The following is an 18186-nucleotide window of genomic DNA, read 5'->3' on the forward strand; positions in this document are numbered from 1 at the left end:
CTTTCACGAGTTTGCCGGGCTGCGTTGACCTTCCACAGGCTCGATTTCGTCGGGGGAGAAGTACAGGTATCGGCCGTACCAGTCGTGCAGGTCGGCGGCCGGGTCGTCCTCGACGACGACGCCGACGTGCTTGTTGCCCTCGACGTCGGAGTGCACGGAGGTGACGCGGGCCGTCTTGCCGGCGACGAAGATGTCCTGCGCGTCGGCGTTTCGCCTCGGCCGCAACCGAACCTGGCTACCGCGCGCCACCCGGATCCCGTTCACCAACACCGCGTCGATTTCGGGACGAACCGCGTTGTCGGCCAGTGGGTCCCACCAATCGACCCCCTCGGGAACCTCCGGGACGAGACCCGGGACCGGGTCGCGCAACACACCGTGCAGGCGAGCCATCGCCTCGGGAGACATGGCCTCGCACTGATCGATGATCCGCGCCGCCCGCGGATCGGTGGCCCGGGCCTGGGCCTTCTCCTCGTCCGTCATCGTCATCACGCGCAGGGTGAGGATCTCGTCGATCTCCGTGCAGTCATACAGCGCGGTATCGCTCTGTTCGGCGACCTCCGGGTGGTCGTAGAGGATGATCGGCGAGATCAGCAGCGAGTCGTGTGCGCCGGGCGGGCCGGACAGCACCGGGAAGCAGCGATGCTGAACGCACCGGGACACCGCGTCGACCGCCGCCGGTGGTGGCTCGAGTAGCGAAACGAACTGCCCGCGCCCGAGTTCGGCGATGAGGTGCGTGCCGATCATGGACCGCGCGATCGCGTCGTTCTTGTCCACAGCGGCGGCGCCGACGTTGCGGACCCGCACGGATACCCGGCACAGGCCGCCGTCCGCCTCGCTGGCGACCGTCAACACGCCACGCACCTCCCGTCGTTGGCGCACCAGGCGCCCGCCATCAAGCGTCTCGACGTCCGTGCCCGCGTCCGCCGTCACCGACAGTGTCCAGGTTTGCCCGTCCAAGGCGACAGGGCCGAAGGACCTTTCGCACTCGACCGCCTCGTCCCAGGTGAGCCACGCACCACCCGGGGTCGTCAGCTCGTCGACGGGTTGGTATTCGCCGTGGGCGACTTCCCGCTCGGCCCGGCGGTGTTGGAGCTGCAGGAATCGCACCACCAGGTTCAGCTCCCCGGCCCCGTCGACCAGGAACTGCGCGGCCAGGCTGTCGTCCTCGCCCAGGCCCGCGTCCGCCGCCCCGGGCGGTCCCAGGACGCCGAATTGCCAGCGAGATTGGTTCTTGGTCGACGTCCCGCGGTAGGGATAGAGCAGGTAGCCCTCGTAGAGGACCGCGTCGGCGACGGCGCGGGCCCGGTCCCGATCCTCGGTCACCGCGCCGTCTCCCGGTCCGCGTCCAACAGTGAGGTGACCGCGTGGTCGAGGTCGAGCAGCCCGCGTGCGGACTTGTAGGCGGCCAGCGCGCTGATTGTTTCGTGACTCAGCCGCAGCCAGCCGGCGTTCGGATAGTGCTGGGCCATCAGCTGCCGCCAGACCGTGACCGGCATGTCGTAGCGGTATTCGCAGTCCCACGGGACCTGCTGGACCGAGAAGCCGCGTTCGGACTTAACGAAAACCGTTCCGCTGAAGAGGAATTGGAGCGGCAGCGCACCGTCGCGCAGCGCGTGCAGGTATTTGGCGGCGGCGACCTCGAAGTCGTAGGTGCAATCCAGGGGAAGCGCCGCCGTCGTGGTGCCGGTGAACCCGGGCACCATCGCGGTGCAGTGCTGCCAGAGGAAGGTGCGCTGGGTGCACGCCCAGCGTTCGCGCGGACCGAACAGGTCGGTCAGCCCCGCGGCCTCGTCGTCGGAGTAGGACCGCCGCAACGGCTCGATGCGGACCTGGCAGCGCAGGGCGATCGCGTGCACCGGGTCGTCGCCGGTGGTCACCGCGATGCGGGCGGTCAGCACCGGGCTGACGGTGTACGGCTCGGGCGCCACGTCGAGGACCGTGAAGTCGATGTCCATCATGGTGGTGTTTCAGAAGGTGTGTCGGAAGGTGTTTCCAGCGCGTGGGCTTGCAGGTGGGAGAAGAAGCCGTCGATGAACTCGCGCGCCTCCTGCCCGCCGTCGAACCCACGCCACAGGATCCGCAGTCGCCCGACGAATTCGTAACAGGCGTCGATGGGGACCAGATAGGTCTGCGGCGGACCGGTGTCGGGGACCCGCACCAACAACGCCTCCACGTCGTCGGCCAGCAGTCCCACCCGTGCGTCGGCGCCGCCGAGGGTGTCCCAAACATCAAGCGCGAGTTCGGATTCGCAGGCGCCGACCGGCCCGGGGTAGAAGGCGACGGTGCGCCCGAGCGCGGAGTTGGTGAAGAAGAAGGCCACCCCCACAGGGATCTGCAATGCCTCCCACGCGCGTCGGTCCAGCGCGAAGTCCGGGAAGGACAGATACCGGTCGGGCACCGCGCGGTAGCGCAGTTCGGCCTGGGTGTCGGTGAACAGCAGATAGCAGGCCCGGCAGACACACATGAGCTGCCGGTCGGCCACGTTGACCACGTGCTGGTGCTCGTCGGCGATCGATTCCGAGCACATCTCGCACCGCTCGCCGGCCGGTTCGGGGGCCGGCCGGTTGCTGCGGATGCGGGTCAGGACGTCGTACGGGGTGGTCATGCCGGGGCGCCCATCGCGTGCACCGGTTCGTGGGCCGGCAAGGCCACCGACAGCACGCCATCGCGGGTCAAGAGCGGGAGCGGGTCCAGATGCGCGCCGTTCGCCCCGGCCCCGGCGTGTACCGCGTCGAAGTCCGTCCGGCAGTTGGGGCAGCGCAGTTGCGCCCCATGTAATTTCGCACCGGCCAGGGTGGCGTTGCACACCGGGCAATGGTCGCGGTACGCAAAGGTCTGGTCGCCGACCCGGCACGCCAGCACGGTGGTTGCGGCGACCCGATAGCCGGCCACCTCACCTGGCGCCAGCTCGGCCAGCTCCGGCGCCGGGTGCCAGCTGTGGGACCCGTTGGAATGTACGCGCGCCAGCAGCGATTCGGCCGGGATTACCGATGTGGTTCCGGGCTGGGCCGTGACGACCTCGATGGCCGAGATCTCGGGTGCCGCGGCGCGCACCGCGTCCTCGACGGCCAACTCCAGCGTCACCGCCGACGACGGACAGCTCTTGCAGCTCCCTTTGAACGCCAGCCGCACGGTATCGCCGTCGACGCCGACGAGGTCGACGTCCCCGCCGTGCGAGCCCAGGTACGGCCGCACCCGGTCGAGCGCGTCGGACACCCGCCGGTGTACATCGTGCGGGTGCAGACCGTGGACAAGGAGCAGGCTGGCCACCAGGTCGTCGGTGGCCAGCCGCTCGGCTATGCCCGGGTCCCCGGCCTGCCCCAGGCACTGCATGATCCGTTGCAGCCCGGCCCCGTAGAGGCCGACCACCTCGCGGACCAACTCAGTCGCGCGGTCCCGGGCGGCCGGCCCACTCGCCGCGCAGGAATCCAGGAGGTTCTGGATCCGATCGCCCGCTGTGCGCCACCGTGCCTCGCTTTCGTCAATGGTGTCCGGGCGATCCACCTTCGATCACTCCCCGGCGGGCGACTGTGTCGGTGTGTGCAGTCTGTCGAGGGTCTTGCCCTTTCCCAGATACATGTGCACGCCGCAGGGCAGGCAGGGATCGAAGCTGCGCACCGTGCGCATCACGTCGATGCCCTTGAAGTCGTCCCGGCCGTTCTCCTCGAAGATCGGCTGGCCTTGCACCGCGTCCTCGTACGGCCCCGGCGTGCCGTAGCTGTCGCGGGGGTTGGCGTTCCACGGGGTGGGCGGGTACGGGTGGTAGTTGGCGATCTTGCCGTCCCGGATCACCAGGTGGTGGCTGAGCACACCGCGGACCGCCTCGGTGAACCCGCAGCCGATGGCCTCGTCGGGCACCTCGAACCGCTCCCAGGTCTTGGTGCGCCCGGCGCGGATCTCCTCGAGCGCCTTCTCGGCGAAGTACAGCCCGCACGCGGCCGCATAGGCCTGGAAGTAGGTGCGCGCGCGGTCGCGTTCGATCGTGTTGCTGCCGTACTGGGGGATCTTCCATTCCAGCTCCACCGGACCCTTGAGCGCCGTCTTCGGCAGGTTGATCTTGACGCTGTTCCCGGTCGCCTTGACATAGCCGATGTCGACCAGCCCCGCCAGCGCCGTCGCCCACAACCGGGCCAGCGGGCCGCCGCCGGTGTCCAGCGCCAGGTGGTCCTTGCCGTCGAACCAGCGCGGCGACATCACCCAGCTGTACTTGCCGCCCTCCATGTCCCGCTTCTGGGGGTGGGGGTTGGTGTGCTGGTTCCACGGGTGCCGCCGGTCCACGGCGTTGCCCAGCGGATCGGTCTTGACGAACATCTCCTGGTCGGTCCAGTCGTCGTAATACGAACTGCCCAACAGGATCCGGATGCCAAGGTTGATGTCGACCAGCGAGTGGGTGACCAGCTTGCCGTCAACCACCACGCCCGGAGTCACGAACATCGCGTTGCCCCAGCGCTCCATGTCCTTGTACGCGAAGTTGCACACCTCGGGGTCCTGGAAAGAGCCCCAGCAGCCGAGCAGCGTGCGGCGCAGCCCGACCTTCTCGTAACCGGGCAGCGCGGTGTAGAAGAAGTCGAACAGGTCGTCGTGCATGGGCACGACCTTCTTCATGAACTCCACGTAGCGCATCAGCCGGGTCATGTAGTCGGTCATCAGCTGGATGGTCGCGACGGTGCCGACCCCGCCTGGGTAGAGCGTCGACGGGTGCACGTGGCGGCCCTCCATGAGGCAGAACATCTCTCGCGTCCAGCGGCTGACCGCCAGCGCCTCGCGGTAGAACTCGCCGGTGAACGGGTTGAGCGAGCGCATGATGTCGGCGATCGTCCGGTACCCGTGCGCCCCGGCCTGCGGCGCCGCCGTCTTCTCCGCCAGGGCGAGAACGCTCGGGTTGGTCTCGGAGACCATCTTTTCGCAGAAGTCCACGCCGACCAGGTTCTCCTGGAAGATGTTGTGGTCGAACATGTATTCCGCGGCCTCGCCCAGGTTGACGATCCACTCGCCCAGGTGCGGCGGCTTGACGCCGTAGGCCATGTTCTGCGCGTAGCACGAGCAGGTGGCGTGGTTGTCGCCGCAGATCCCGCAGATGCGGCTGGTGATGAAGTGCGCGTCGCGAGGATCCTTGCCCTTCATGAAGATCGAGTAGCCGCGGAAAATCGACGAGGTGCTGTGGCACTCGACGACCTCTCGGTTCTCGAAGTCGATCTTGGTGTAGATACCCAGGCTGCCGACGATTCTGGTGATGGGGTCCCAGGCCATGTCGACGAGTTGGCCGGGTTCCCGCTTGGCGTGCATGGGTTCAGGGGTGATGGTTGCCATTGCAGTACCGCTCTCCGCCCCCAGGGGCTCCAGTGATGAGAACGAAGCGCGCCGACCCGGTAGCCGAGGTGGCCTACCAGGTGCGGCGCGCCCCGGTGGTTAGTTGATCGCCGTTGTGGCGCCAGCGCGGCTCCTTGTCGACGGTGCGTCCCGTGATACCCCTCAGGTTGCGAATCACGGTGCCGTACAGTCCCGACGCGGTGCTCGATAACTTGCCGCCCGGCGGTTCGTCCATGAAGGGCATGAACTTGTCGGGGAACCCCGGCATGGTGCATCCGATGCAGATGCCACCCACGTTGGGGCAGCCGCCGACACCGTTGATCCATCCGCGCTTGGGCACGTTGCACTTGACGACCGGGCCCCAACAGCCCAGTTTCACAATGCATTTCGGTGATCCGTATTCGGTGGCGAAGTCGCCCTGCTCGTAGTACCCAGCCCGGTCACAACCCTCGTGGACGGTGTTGCCGAACAACCACTTGGGCCGCAGCGCATCGTCGAGCGGAATCATCGGCGCCTGACCGGTCGCCATGTAGAGCAAATAGGTCAGCGTCTCGGACAGGTTGTCGGGATGGATCGGGCAGCCCGGCACGCACACGATCGGGATGCCGGCCTTGCTCTTCCACTCCCACCCGAGATAGTCGGGTACGCCCATCGCCCCCGTCGGATTGCCGGCCATGGCGTGGATGCCGCCGTAGGTGGCGCACGTGCCGACCGCGACGATCGCGGTGGCCTTGGGCGCCAGCCGGTCGAGCCATTCGCTGGTGGTCATCGGCTGGCCGGTCGCGGGGTCGTTGCCGAACCCGCACCAGTAGCCCTCGTCCTTGAGCTTCTCGTTGGGGATGGATCCTTCGACGACGAGCACGAAGGGTTCCAGCTCGCCGCGATCGGCCTTGAAGAACCACGACAGGAAGTCGTCTGCCCCGCCATTGGGGCCGCACTCGAAATCGATTAGGGGCCAGTGCACAGCGACTTTCGGAAGCCCCGGTAGAGCCCCCAGGGCGATCTCCTCGACCGAGGGTTGGGTGGCGGCAGTCAACGCCACCGAATCGCCGTCACAACTGAGCCCCGCATTAATCCAGAGAACGTGGATCAACGTTTCTTCTGCTTTGACTGCTGCTTCTGTTGGCATGCTGCAGCTTTCCGGGGCCGGGCTGAGACCCCTGCGCCGCCGGAGTCGACCGTCGGCCCACTTGCGCAGCGCTAATTTTTGGGTCTACTCCTCGCCGCCGAGCGTGTCAACGGTTCTGCGGCACCAACTAGTTAGACAACCGTTGCATAATTTTTCGGTCTGCGGCGCGGGGGGTGACGACCGGGCCCGCGGCCGGAAAATCATGCGAATCGCTTGCAGAAGGGGCGGTCAGGCCGCCGGCCCCGCGGCGAATCGCCGCAGCCAGCCGAACCATGCGGCCATCCCGGCTCCGGTGCGCGCACTCAGCGGCAGGATTGCCGCGGTCGCATTGACCTTGCGCACGTGGGCGATGTATTCGTCGACGTCCACGTCGAGGTAGGGAACCAAGTCAATCTTGTTGAGCAGCACCACATCCACGGAACGGAACATCACCGGATACTTCAGCGGCTTGTCCTCGCCCTCGGTCACCGAGTACACCATGGCCTTGGCGTGCTCGCCGACGTCGAACTCCGCCGGGCAGACCAGGTTGCCGACGTTCTCGATGATCACCAGGTCCAGCGCGGGAAGGTCGAGACCGGGCAGGGCGCGATTCACCATCGGCGCGTCGAGATGGCATTCGCCGCCAAAACCGTTGCTGGTGTTGAGCAGTGAGATCTGGGCGCCACGCCCCCGGAGCTTGGCCGCGTCGAGATCGGTGGCGATGTCGCCTTCGATCACCCCGATGGCAAGCTCGCCGGCGAGCTCGTCGAGCGTGGCCTGCAGGATGGTCGTCTTGCCCGATCCCGGCGAACTCATCAGGTTCAGCGTGCGCACCCCGTTGTCTTCGAACGCCGCCCGGTTGGCGTCGGCGAGGAGGTCGTTCTCGGCGAAGATCGCCTCCAGCACGTCGACCCGCTGCTTGCCGGTCCGGTATTGGCCGTGGTCGCCGTGCCGGTGATCCGGATCGTCGTGCTCGTGGGAGTGCACCGTTCCGTCGTCATGCCGATGAAATCTGCCCATGGTCAAATCCGTTCGGAAAAGGCGCTTTTCATGAGACGTCCAGCGACGTAACCAAGAACTCGTTGCCGTGCAGCACCTCGACGTCGGAACTGTCGCACCGCGGGCACCAGATCGACCAGGCGGATGTGATCTCCGATCGCCGGCCGCAGGCGCGGCAGCTCACCTCGGCGCCGACGCACTCGAGTTCCAGCTCGGCCTCCGGCATGTTCTCGGCGTCGCGCACCAGCGTCCAGCAGAACGAGAGCGATTCGGGCACCACCTGGCGCAGTGCGCCGATCCGCACCCGCACCACGTCGACGTGCCGGCCGTCGGCATGGGTCTTGGCCACATCGGCGATCGCTTCACAGAGCGACAGCTCATGCACCGCCGATCACCGGCGTCCGCCGCGGTCTCATGAGCACTGTTCTACACCGAACGCCCCGCGTGCGCAGCAGTGTCAGGGGGAGGGCGTCCACTTCTGTTCCAGCCGGCCGTAGCGCCAGAACAGCACGGCGGCCGCCCAGGTGATGACGAACGCGCCCACGACGAAATAGCCGACGGTGTTGAGGTCCAAGCCGCCGATCCAGTTCCAGAACGGGCCGCGCCAGCCGAATTGCTCGGCGAACAGCGCGAGGAGTTCGACGCTGCCGATCAGCAGCGCGACCACTACCGACAGAGCGGTGATGGTGATGTTGTAGTAGATCTTGCGGACCGGGTTGGAAAAGGCCCAGCCATAGGCGAAGTTCATGAACGAGCCGTCGATGGTGTCCAGCAGGCACATCCCGGCGGTGAAGAGCACCGGCAGACACAGGATGGCGTACCAGGGCAGCCCGGCGGCGGCACTGGTGCCGGCGAGGACCAGCAGCGCGATCTCGGTCGCCGTGTCGAAGCCGAGTCCGAACAGCACCCCGACGGGGTAGGAGTGCCACGACTTGGTGATCGATCTGGTGAAGCGGCTGAGAAACCGGTTCATCAGGCCGCGGCTGTCCAGCTGCCGTTCCAGTTCGGCGCCGTCGGTTTCGTGGTCGTAGTCGCCACGGCGCAGCCGGGCGAACACCCGCAGGATGCCCACCAGCACGACGACGTTGAGGAGGGCGATCGCATAGAGGAACACACCGGAGACGCCGGTGCCGATCAGCCCCGTGTAGTGGTGCAGCGCCGACGAGTCGTCCCGGACCGGCCCGACGATCGTCTTGACTCCGGAGGCCAGTAGGACCGCCAGCGCGAAGACCACCGTGGAATGTCCGAGCGAGAAGAAGAACCCGACCGCGAGCGGTCGCTGTCCGTCGTTCATCAGCTTGCGGGTGGTGTTGTCGATGGCGGCGATGTGGTCGGCGTCGAACGCGTGCCGCATACCCAGGGTGTACGCCGTCAGCCCGATGCCCACACCAAATGCCTTGCCGCCGAGGCTCAGTTGCGCCGGGGCCACCAGGGCCACCAAGGTGAGCCAGCCGATCAGATGGAGCGCGACGATGACCGCCAGCATCGAGGCGAGACGCCACCACTCCGCCGCCGTCAAGGCGGTGCGAAGCTTGGTCGTCCATGACGGCCACCAGTCGGGCTCAGTACCGGCCACTGTGGTCCTTCCGGCATGAGGGAACAACCGGGTCGACTGTATGTGCGTTCGCCGACTAGATGCAAGTCGCTCGCAGGAAACCCGGCGCCCGGTGCGGGAGGTGAATTCGGCCGAAAACTGGCGCGCCCCGCCGGGCGGCGCGACACTGGGCGGGTGACGCCGAAGCCGTCGGCTCTGGACCCTTCCGTCGCCGCGCGGATCGGTGATCTGCTGCGCGCCCGGGGGCTGCGGCGGATGTCCTCGCGTATTCAGGTGCTGGCGGTGCTCGAGCCCGTCGACGGGCACCTGCCGGTCGCGGAAATCCACGAGCGGGTGCGCGCCGCGTTGCCGCACGGCGCCCATGCCCCCGACGTGGCGACCATCTATCGCACGGTGACCACCCTGGTCGGGCAGGGGATGCTGCACGCGCTGACCCTCGACGGCGGTGTCACCACCTACGGGATGGCCACCGCGCCACACCACCACGCCGTGTGTACGTCGTGCGGCTCGATCATCGAGGTGCCCGCCCGGCAGCTCAGCTCGGCCCTCGAGCACGCGATGGCGGGCAGCTCCTTCGCGCTCTCGGAGGCGGCGGGGCTGACGCTGCACGGGCTGTGCCCCGAGTGCCAGGACGGCAAGGGGCCACTCAAACGTTCGGGGCGCTGACCACGAGCCCGATGGTGGCGACCCGCTGCGCCCGGCTGCGCCGCGCTGGCGATCGCCACTAGGCCGAATGGTGGCGACCCGCTGCGCCCGGCTGCGCCGCGCTGGCGATCGCCACGAGCCCGATGGTGGCGACCCGCTGCGCCCGGCTGCGCCGCGCTGGCGATCGCCACTAGTACAGATCCAGCAGAGCGTTCTCGACCACTTCCGGCAGCCCGGGATGAATCCAGTACTGCCCGCGGGCCATCTGCGGGGCGGTCAGCCCGAAGCTCATCGCCTGGATCAGCGGCTGGATGATCGATGACGCCTGGGGACCCATGATGTGCGCGCCCAGCAGCCGCCCGGTTCTTCGCTCGGCGATTAGCTTGACAATCCCGGTGGTGTCCTCCATGGCCCAACCGTAGGCGACGTCACCGTAGTCGTGTATAGCGACGGATACGTCGAATCCCTTTGCCATTGCCTGATTTTCGGTCAGGCCGACGGCCGCCAGCTGGGGATCGGTGAATACCGCCGACGGCACGTAGCGGTGATCCGTGGTGACCATCGCATCGGTGTCGTCCCAGTCGCGGAGGATGTTGTGCCCCGCGACACGGGCCTCGTGATTGGCGACGTGCTTGAGCTGGTACGGCGAGGAGACATCGCCGAGAGCGAAAACCCCACGGGCGGAGGTGCGTTGGTATTCGTCGACCACCACCCGGCCATTCTCGACGTCGACGCCGGCCTGTTCGGCATCCAGCAGGTCGGCGTTGGGCACGCGCCCGGTCGCGACCAGGAGCAGGTCCGCGTTAAGGGTCGATCCGTCGTCCAGTTGCAGGGCGACGCCGGAATCGTGGCTGGTGCCGCCCACGACGTTGCGGTGGGTGCGAAGTTCCCATTTGGCCGCCGCGATGCGGGTGAAGCGTTTGCAGAGGGTGTCGTCACAGTGTCGAAGCATCGAGCTGCCGCGGATGACCAACGTCACGCGCACGCCGAGGGCGGAGAAGACATGCGCGAATTCCGCTGCCACGAAGCCACTCCCGACGATCACCAGGTGTTCGGGCAACTCCGGGATCCGCATGATCGTGTCGCTGGTGTGGTAGGCGACGCCGCAGTCGAGGATCGCCGGCGGGATGACCGGCCGCGACCCCGCCGCGATCACCACCTGGTCGGCGGTGAACTCCTCACCGGCGTCGGTGCGCAACAGGTAGCGTCCGTCGGGCTGGACCGGCCCGAATCGGGCGTGCCGGCTGTACAAGTCGACGTTGGGCGACGCGCGGCGATAGTCTTCCCCGCTCATCGAGATCGGATCGATGCGCCCGAAGATGCGCGAGACGATGTCGTCCCAGCGCACCCGGTCGACGTGCGCGTCGACCCCGTAGCGCGCGGCGTCCCGGATCGTCGTGGCGACCTCGGCGGCGTAGACGAACATCTTGGTCGGGATGCAGCCGACGTTGAGGCAGGTGCCGCCGAACGTGCCGTGCTCGCAGAGCGCAACTCGTTTACCGTTGAAGCGATCGTCGAGAAGGCTGTTGCCCGAGCCGCTTCCGATGATCGCGATGTCGTAGGTCTCCACCCCGTCACCCCTTCTTCGAAGACGTGCGGTCGGCGTTGAGGTAGTGGTCCAGCCAGCGGTCGAGCTGGCGATAGGCCGCCTGCCGCGGCTGCGGCAGCGACAGGAAAACGTCGTGTTTGGCGTCGTCGATCGGAACGATGGTGCTGTGGTTCCCGATGCAGCCGGCCCGTCGGGCGATCTGGGTGACGTCGAGAACCGCATCGCCGCGTTGCATGGACGCCGCGTCGCTGGTTTCTCGCACAGTGTGATCCGAACGCAGGATCAGGTTGGGCACCCCGACGTCCAGTCCGCGGTGCAGCCGGGCGTGGCCGCGGCGAATGGCGTGCAGCCAGCCGAGGGTGATGGGGAAGCCGCCCACCGGTTTCCACTGCAGGTTGTAGTCGAACTCGCCGTGGTAGTCGCGGTGCAGCGTGGTGCCGTAGCCGCCCTCGGTCGGCGTCCGGACCACCCCCTTGGACCGAACCCGGGACAGGCCCGCGATCAGCGTCGAGGTCACGGAGTGGCGCAGGACCGCCGGGCCGTGCAGATCCAGGAACGGGCTGTTGAGCACCAAACCCCCGATGCCGGCGTGCGCCGCCGCATCGCGCCGGCGAAGCCGGTCCAGCCACAACGACACGATGAGCCCGCCGGAGGAATGGCCGTACACCAGGACCTTGGCGGGCCGGTCTTGGTCGCGAATGGCCGCCAGCGCGTGTTCCAGCTCGGCGTCGTAGTCGTCGAGGTTGGTGATGAAGTGGGGCGTCTGACCGTCGCGGCGTGAACGGCCGCACTTCTGGAGGTCCAGCGCGTAGAAGGCGAAGCCGCGATCGGCGAAGTGATCGGCCAGCGCGGTGTTGAAGAAGTAGTCGGTGTAGCCGTGCACGGCGAGCACCGCGTGGCCGGTCCCCGAGGGGCCGGTGGGCTCGCCGCGCCGGATCAGCGTCGCGACGATCTCGCCCTCGCCGACCGGGTCGGGCCCGAGGGGGATGGTGCGCTGCCAATAACCGGGCAGGACGTCGGGCACCCAGCCAGTCACGAGGCCAGCTTAGAGGTTTTGCTGGTCGCCGGGAGCCGCACGCCGTTCGCGCCCGGTTGTCCTCGGGATAGCCTGGGGACCGGCGCAGTCGAGGGAAGGACCAGGAGCAGTTGTCGTCGCTAGCCCGAACCGCACGGACTGACGTCGTGCTGGTGGGCGCGGGCATCATGAGCGCGACGCTCGGTGCGTTGCTGCGCCGGCTGCAGCCGGACTGGTCGATGACCATTGTCGAACGGCTGGACGCCGTCGCCGCGGAGAGCAGCAGTCCCTGGAACAACGCCGGCACGGGGCACTCGGCGCTGTGCGAGCTCAACTACACGCCGCAAAATCCCGATGGCTCGATCGACATCACCAAAGCGGTGCGGATCAACGAGCAGTTCCAGGTGACCCGGCAATTCTGGGCCTACGCCGTAGAAAACGGGATCCTGACCGATACCGGCTTCTGCAACCCGATCCCTCACGTGAGTTTCGTGCGCGGGGCGCAGCGCGTCGAGTTCTTACGCCGTCGGCAACGGGCGTTGGCTGCCAACCCGCTGTTCGCGGGCACCGAATTCATCGACGACGCCGACGAGTTCGCCCGCCGGCTGCCGTTCATGGCCGCCAAGCGCGGCTTCGCCGAACCGACCGCGCTCAACTGGGCCCCCCACGGCACCGACGTCGACTTCGGCGCGCTGGCCCGCCAGCTCATCGGCTACTGCGTGCAGGACGGGGCGAGCGCGCTGTTCGGCCACGAGGTCCGCGATCTGACCCGGCAATCGGACGGCAGCTGGACGCTGCTGGTTCGCAATCGCCGCACCGGCGAAAAGCACCGGCTGAACGCCAAATTCGTCTTCGTCGGCGCCGGTGGCGACACGCTGCCGTTGCTGCAGAAGTCCGGCATCAAGGAGGTCAGGGGCTTCGCCGGGTTCCCGATCGGCGGCCGGTTCCTGCGCACCGACAATCCGGCGCTCACCGCCGCCCACCGGGCCAAGGTGTACGGGGTTCCGGCGCCGGGGGCCCCACCGCTCGGCGCGCTGCACCTGGACCTGCGGTTCGTCAACGGGAAGTCATGGTTGGTGTTCGGGCCGTACGCGGGGTGGTCACCGAAGTTCTTGAAACACGGCCGCCTGTCCGACCTGCCGCGCTCGGTGAAACCGGACAACGCTCTGTCCATGCTCGGGGTCGGCCTCACCCAGCTGACGCTGGTCAACTACCTGCTCGGCCAACTGCGGCTGTCCGAACCCGACCGCATCGCCACCCTGCGCGAATTCGCTGCCAGCGCAGTCGATTCCGACTGGGAGCTGACGGTCGCCGGTCAGCGGGTACAAGTGATCCGGCGGGACAGACGCAAGGGGGGCGTGCTGGACTTCAGCACCACCGTGCTGGCCGCCGCCGACGGCAGCATCGCGGGACTGCTGGGAGGTTCGCCTGGGGCGTCGACGGCCGTGTCCGCCATGCTCGAGGTGCTCGCGCGGTGCTTCGCCGGCCGCTACGGCTCCTGGCTGCCGAGGCTCAAGGAGATGGTGCCGTCGCTGGGCGTCGAGCTTTCCCGCGAGCCGGCGTTGTACGACGAGGTGTGGTGCTGGAGCACCGAGGTGCTGCGGTTGAGGTCCGATTCGGGGGTCCGGTCATGAGTGAAGCGTTGCGTCGGTCCTGGGCCAAAGACCTTGGCGCCCGTACCCTTTACGAGCTGCTGAAGCTGCGAGTCGAGGTGTTCGTGGTGGAGCAGGCCTGCCCGTACCCGGAGCTGGACGGGCGCGACCTGCTCGCCGAAACCCGGCACTTCTGGCTGGAGACCCCCGAGGGCGAGGTGATCTGCACGCTGCGGTTGATGGAGGAACATGCCGGCGGCCAGAAGTCGTTCCGGATCGGCCGGTTGTGCACCAAACGCAGCGCGCGCGGGCAGGGCCACACCACCCGGCTGCTGCGCGCCGCCCTGGCCGAGGTGGGCGACTACCCGTGCCGGATCGACGCGCAGACATACCTGGCCGACATGTACGCCCAACACGGATTCGTCCGCGCGGGTGAGGATTTCGTCGACGACGGCATTCCCCACGTGCCGATGCTCAAGCCTTCGCGACCAGCTCCGCCCCAGGCGGACATCCCGCCCGCGACGTCGTCGGGCGGGCCCGGCTCGGGCCTCACGGAGCTAGCGTGAAGCCGTATCCGTTCAGCGCGATCGTCGGGCACGAGCAGCTGCGCCTCGCGCTGCTGCTGTGCGCCGTGCGCCCGGAGATCGGCGGTGCGCTGATCCGGGGCGAGAAGGGCACGGCGAAGTCGACGGCCGTGCGTGGCCTGGCCGCGCTGCTGTCGGCCGCGACCAACGGCGACGGGGCCGGCCTCGTCGAAATGCCCCTCGGCGCAACCGAAGACCGGGTGGTCGGCTCGCTGGACCTGCAGCGGGTGCTGCGCGACGGCGAGCACGCATTTTCACCGGGGCTGCTGGCTCGCGCGCACGGCGGCGTGCTCTACGTCGACGAGGTCAACCTGCTCCACGACCATCTGGTGGACGTGCTGCTCGACGCCGCGGCGATGGGCCGGGTGCACATCGAACGCGACGGCATCTCCCATTCGCACGAGGCCCGGTTCGTGCTCATCGGCACCATGAACCCGGAGGAGGGCGAACTGCGTCCGCAGCTGCTGGACCGGTTCGGTCTCACCGTCGACGTGCACGCGTCGCGCGATGTCGACGTCCGCGTGGAGGTGGTCCGGCAGCGCATGGCCTACGAGGCGGACCCCGACGCGTTCGTCGAGCGATACGCCGACGCCGAGGCGGAACTGGCCCGGCGCATCGCGGACGCGCGCGCGCTGGTCGGCGAGGTGGTGCTGCCGGACAACGAATTACGGCGCATCGCAGCGGTGTGCGCCGCGTTCGACGTCGACGGGATGCGCGCCGATCTGGTGGTGGCCCGCACCGCCGCCGCACACGCCGCGTGGCGGGGAGCCAAGGCCGTCGAGGAGCAGGACGTCCGGGTGGCCGCCGAGCTGGCGTTGCCGCATCGGCGCCGCCGCGACCCGTTCGACGATCCGGGCATCGACCGCGACCAGCTCGATCAGGCGCTGGCGCAAGCCGGTGACGATGAGCCCGAGCCGGACCCCGACCCGCCGGGCGGCGGGCAGTCCGCGGAAGGCGCTGCGGAGCAACCAAATTCATCGGCGGCCCAGAAGCCGCAACCGCCGCGCCCCAGCGCGCCGCCGTCGAAAACCTTTCGCGCCCGGGCGTTGACGGTGCCCGGGGTTGGCGACGGCGCGCCCGGGCGCCGGTCGCGGGCGCGCAACGCCACCGGCAGCGTGATCGCGGCCGCCGACGGCGGCGACACGAACTCCGGCGCGCACGGCCTACACCTCTTCGCCACCCTGCTCTCGGCCGCCGAGCGGGCCGGCGCCGGGCCGTTGCGCCCGGGCCCGGACGACGTGCGACGGGCGATCCGCGAGGGGCGCGAAGGCAACCTGGTCATCTTCGTCGTGGACGCCTCGGGTTCGATGGCGGCGCGCGACCGCATGGCCGCGGTCAGCGGGGCGACGTTGTCGCTGCTGCGCGATGCCTACCAGCGCCGCGACAAGGTCGCCGTGATCACGTTTCGCCAGCACGAGGCGCGGCTGCTGCTGCCGCCCACCTCGTCGGCGCACATCGCCGGCCGGCGGCTGGCCCGATTCGACACCGGCGGCAAGACCCCGTTGGCCGAAGGCCTGCTCGCGGCGCGCGAATTGATCGTTCGGGAGAAGGCGCGTGATCGGGCCCGGCGGTCCCTGGTGGTGGTGCTCACGGACGGCCGGGCCACGGCCGGACCGGACCCGTTGGGCCGCAGCCGGGCGGCGGCCGCCCGCCTGGTGGCCGAGGGCGCCGCCGCGGTGGTCGTGGACTGCGAAACGTCTTATGTGCGACTGGGCTTGGCCGAGCGGCTGGCCCGCCAGCTGGGCGCGCCGGCCGTGCGCCTCGAACAGCTGCACGCGGACTCCCTGACGCGCGCCGTGCGAAACGCGGCCTGAGAAAGGTAACCGCTGATGCCACAAGGCCGACCGGTCCAGGTGCCCGACGACGGGCTGAGCACCAGGGCCCGGCGCAACACCCCGGTCTTGGCGGTGCACACCGGCCCGGGCAAGGGCAAGTCGACCGCGGCGTTCGGAATGGCGTTGCGCGCGTGGAACGCCGGGCTCTCCGTGGCCGTGTTCCAGTTCGTCAAGAGCGCCAAGTGGAAGGTGGGCGAGGAGGCCGCGTTCGCCCAACTCGGTCAGGTGCACCAGCAGCACAACGTCGGTGGGCCCGTCGAATGGCACAAGATGGGCGCGGGGTGGTCGTGGTCCCGCAAGGCGGGCAGCGAGCTCGATCACGCGGCGGCCGCCGCCGACGGGTGGGCGGAGATCGCGCGCCGCCTCGCCGGGCAGCGCCACGACTTCTACGTGCTGGACGAGTTCACCTACCCGCTGAAATGGGGCTGGGTGGACGTCGACGAGGTGGTGGACACGCTGCTGGCGCGCCCCGGCCATCAGCACGTCGTCATCACCGGTCGCGATGCCCCGGAGCGGTTGATCGAGGCCGCCGACCTCGTCACCGAGATGACCAAGGTCAAGCACCCGATGGACGCGGGGCGCAAGGGGCAGAAGGGCGTCGAGTGGTGAGTGTCCCCGCCGTCGTCGTCGCCGCTCCGGCGTCGGGCAGCGGAAAGACAACGGTCGCAACGGGTTTGATCGGCGCCCTGCGGCGCGCGGGTCATGTCGTGGCGCCGTTCAAGGTCGGCCCCGACTTCATCGACCCCGGCTATCACGGCCTGGCCGCCGGACGTCCCGGCCGCAACCTGGACCCGGTGCTCGTCGGCGAGAACCTCGTCGGCGCGCTGTACGCGCACGGCGCGGGCGGCGCGGACATCGCGGTTATCGAGGGGGTGATGGGGCTCTTCGACGGGCGGATCGGCCCGGTCTCGACCGGCCCCGCCGAGGGTTCCACCGCGCACGTGGCCGGCCTGTTGGGCGCGCCGGTGATCCTGGTCGTCGACGCCCGCGGGCAGAGCCACAGCATCGCGGCACTGCTGCACGGGTTTTCGACCTTCGATGTCGCGACGCGGGTCCGCGGCGTGATCCTCAACCGGGTCGGTTCGGCCCGGCACGAACACGTGCTACGGCAGGCCTGCGAGCAGACCGGCGTCGCGGTGCTGGGGGCCATCCCGCGGGCCGCCGAATTGGAGCTGCCCACAAGGTATCTGGGCCTCGTCACCGCGGTGGAGTACGGGCGGCGTGCGCGGCTTGCGGTCGAGGCGATGACCGACCTGGTCGCGCGCCACGTCGACCTGGCGGCCGTGGCGGCGGTCGCCGCCGGCCGCGGGGCTTCGGCGTGGGACCCGGCGACGGCGGTGGGGGAGGCACCCGGCGGGCGCGCCACCGTGGCGATGGCCGCGGGGAAGGCGTTCACCTTCGCCTACGCCGAGCACGCCGAGCTGCTTTCCGCCGCCGGCGCCGACGTGGCCGAATTCGATCCGCTCGCTGACCCATTGCCCGACGGCACCGACGCGGTGGTGCTGCCCGGCGGCTTCCCGGAACAGTTCACCGCCGAACTCTCGGCCAACGAGGTGGTGCGCCGCCAGATCAACGAGCTGGCCGCCGCGGGCGCGCCGATCCACGCCGAATGCGCCGGCCTGATCTACCTGGCCAGCGAACTCGACGGCCATCCGATGTGCGGCGTGCTGGCGGGGTCGGCGCGGTTCACCCCGCACCTGACGCTGGCCTATCGCGACGCCGTCGCGGTGGCCGACTCGCCGCTCTACGCCGCCGGACAGCGGGCGGTTGGGCACGAATTTCACCGCACCGCAGTCACTTTCAGCGACAGCTACCAGCCGGCGTGGGTGTACCGGGGCAACGACGTGGACGCCGTGCGCGACGGCGTCGTGCACGCCGGCGTGCACGCGTCGTACCTGCACACCCATCCGGCCGCGGCGCCGCAAGCCGTCGCGCGATTCGTCGCGCACGCGGCCGCCCGCCGCGCCGGGCCCAAAAACAACAGCCACTAGGCT

Annotated in this window: 17 protein-coding genes; 6 read left to right on the plus strand and 11 right to left on the minus strand. The window is 68.9% G+C overall.

Features of this window, described 5'->3' with window-relative positions:
- Positions 1-3: 3 nt before the first annotated feature.
- From A5691_RS25070 to A5691_RS25110, 9 genes are all read right to left on the minus strand, one after another.
- Positions 4-1323: a hypothetical protein gene (locus A5691_RS25070; protein WP_067748655.1), complete on the minus strand. Its 1320-nt coding sequence runs from the start codon at positions 1321-1323 to the stop codon at positions 4-6.
- Positions 1320-1958, minus strand: a complete 639-nt coding sequence (locus A5691_RS25075) for a DUF6084 family protein (RefSeq protein ID WP_068016396.1) — start codon at positions 1956-1958, stop codon at positions 1320-1322. Before A5691_RS25075 ends, A5691_RS25070 begins: the two co-directional genes overlap by 4 nt.
- A complete protein-coding gene (locus A5691_RS25080) occupies positions 1955-2605 on the minus strand; it encodes a DUF5947 family protein (protein ID WP_068016393.1) in 651 nt (216 codons plus the stop codon). The genes A5691_RS25075 and A5691_RS25080 overlap by 4 nt, the downstream gene beginning before the upstream one ends.
- Complete coding sequence (locus tag A5691_RS25085; protein ID WP_067779301.1) at positions 2602-3504, minus strand: NifU family protein; 903 nt, start codon at positions 3502-3504, stop codon at positions 2602-2604. The genes A5691_RS25080 and A5691_RS25085 overlap by 4 nt, the downstream gene beginning before the upstream one ends.
- 6 nt (positions 3505-3510) lie before the next feature.
- On the minus strand, positions 3511-5310 hold the full coding sequence (locus tag A5691_RS25090) for a nickel-dependent hydrogenase large subunit (protein ID WP_067779299.1): 1800 nt from the start codon (positions 5308-5310) through the stop codon (positions 3511-3513).
- Between the two features lie 73 nt (positions 5311-5383).
- The gene (locus A5691_RS25095; protein WP_067749089.1) at positions 5384-6439 is read right to left on the minus strand and encodes a hydrogenase expression protein HypE; all 1056 of its coding nucleotides are present in this window, start codon (positions 6437-6439) and stop codon (positions 5384-5386) included.
- Positions 6440-6667: 228 nt separating this feature from the next.
- Positions 6668-7438 (minus strand): hydrogenase nickel incorporation protein HypB, encoded by a 771-nt coding sequence (gene hypB, locus A5691_RS25100; protein ID WP_067749093.1) that lies wholly within the window; start codon positions 7436-7438, stop codon positions 6668-6670.
- A 28-nt stretch (positions 7439-7466) separates the two neighbouring features.
- Positions 7467-7802 (minus strand): hydrogenase maturation nickel metallochaperone HypA, encoded by a 336-nt coding sequence (locus tag A5691_RS25105; RefSeq protein WP_067749096.1) that lies wholly within the window; start codon positions 7800-7802, stop codon positions 7467-7469.
- Between the two features lie 72 nt (positions 7803-7874).
- On the minus strand, positions 7875-8993 hold the full coding sequence (locus A5691_RS25110; RefSeq protein ID WP_067749099.1) for a HoxN/HupN/NixA family nickel/cobalt transporter: 1119 nt from the start codon (positions 8991-8993) through the stop codon (positions 7875-7877).
- 153 nt (positions 8994-9146) lie between these two features.
- Between A5691_RS25110 and A5691_RS25115 the strand changes: the two genes are divergently transcribed.
- Complete coding sequence (locus A5691_RS25115) at positions 9147-9638, plus strand: Fur family transcriptional regulator (protein ID WP_067749102.1); 492 nt, start codon at positions 9147-9149, stop codon at positions 9636-9638.
- Between the two features lie 169 nt (positions 9639-9807).
- Here A5691_RS25115 and mtr read toward each other — a convergent pair whose 3' ends face one another.
- Positions 9808-11187, minus strand: coding sequence for a mycothione reductase (gene mtr, locus A5691_RS25120; protein WP_067779291.1), 1380 nt, complete (start codon positions 11185-11187; stop codon positions 9808-9810).
- 4 nt (positions 11188-11191) lie between these two features.
- On the minus strand, positions 11192-12202 hold the full coding sequence (locus A5691_RS25125) for an alpha/beta hydrolase (protein ID WP_067749108.1): 1011 nt from the start codon (positions 12200-12202) through the stop codon (positions 11192-11194).
- 110 nt (positions 12203-12312) lie between these two features.
- On the opposite strand from A5691_RS25125, the gene mqo reads away from it, so the two are divergent.
- Genes mqo through A5691_RS25150 form a run of 5 tightly spaced genes read left to right on the plus strand, consistent with a single transcriptional unit; the run spans position 12313 to position 18183 of the window.
- On the plus strand, positions 12313-13815 hold the full coding sequence (gene mqo, locus A5691_RS25130) for a malate dehydrogenase (quinone) (RefSeq protein ID WP_082950488.1): 1503 nt from the start codon (positions 12313-12315) through the stop codon (positions 13813-13815).
- Positions 13812-14339, plus strand: coding sequence for a GNAT family N-acetyltransferase (locus tag A5691_RS25135; RefSeq protein ID WP_067749111.1), 528 nt, complete (start codon positions 13812-13814; stop codon positions 14337-14339). The genes mqo and A5691_RS25135 overlap by 4 nt, the downstream gene beginning before the upstream one ends.
- Positions 14336-16171, plus strand: coding sequence for a magnesium chelatase subunit D family protein (locus A5691_RS25140; protein ID WP_068016390.1), 1836 nt, complete (start codon positions 14336-14338; stop codon positions 16169-16171). Before A5691_RS25135 ends, A5691_RS25140 begins: the two co-directional genes overlap by 4 nt.
- Before the next feature lie 15 nt (positions 16172-16186).
- On the plus strand, positions 16187-16801 hold the full coding sequence (gene cobO / locus A5691_RS25145; RefSeq protein WP_067749117.1) for a cob(I)yrinic acid a,c-diamide adenosyltransferase: 615 nt from the start codon (positions 16187-16189) through the stop codon (positions 16799-16801).
- Positions 16795-18183 (plus strand): cobyrinate a,c-diamide synthase, encoded by a 1389-nt coding sequence (locus tag A5691_RS25150; RefSeq protein WP_082950489.1) that lies wholly within the window; start codon positions 16795-16797, stop codon positions 18181-18183. The genes cobO and A5691_RS25150 overlap by 7 nt, the downstream gene beginning before the upstream one ends.
- Positions 18184-18186 lie beyond the last annotated feature (3 nt).

The organism is Mycobacterium sp. E183 (genome assembly GCF_001667735.1).
Lineage (GTDB): Bacteria > Actinomycetota > Actinomycetes > Mycobacteriales > Mycobacteriaceae > Mycobacterium.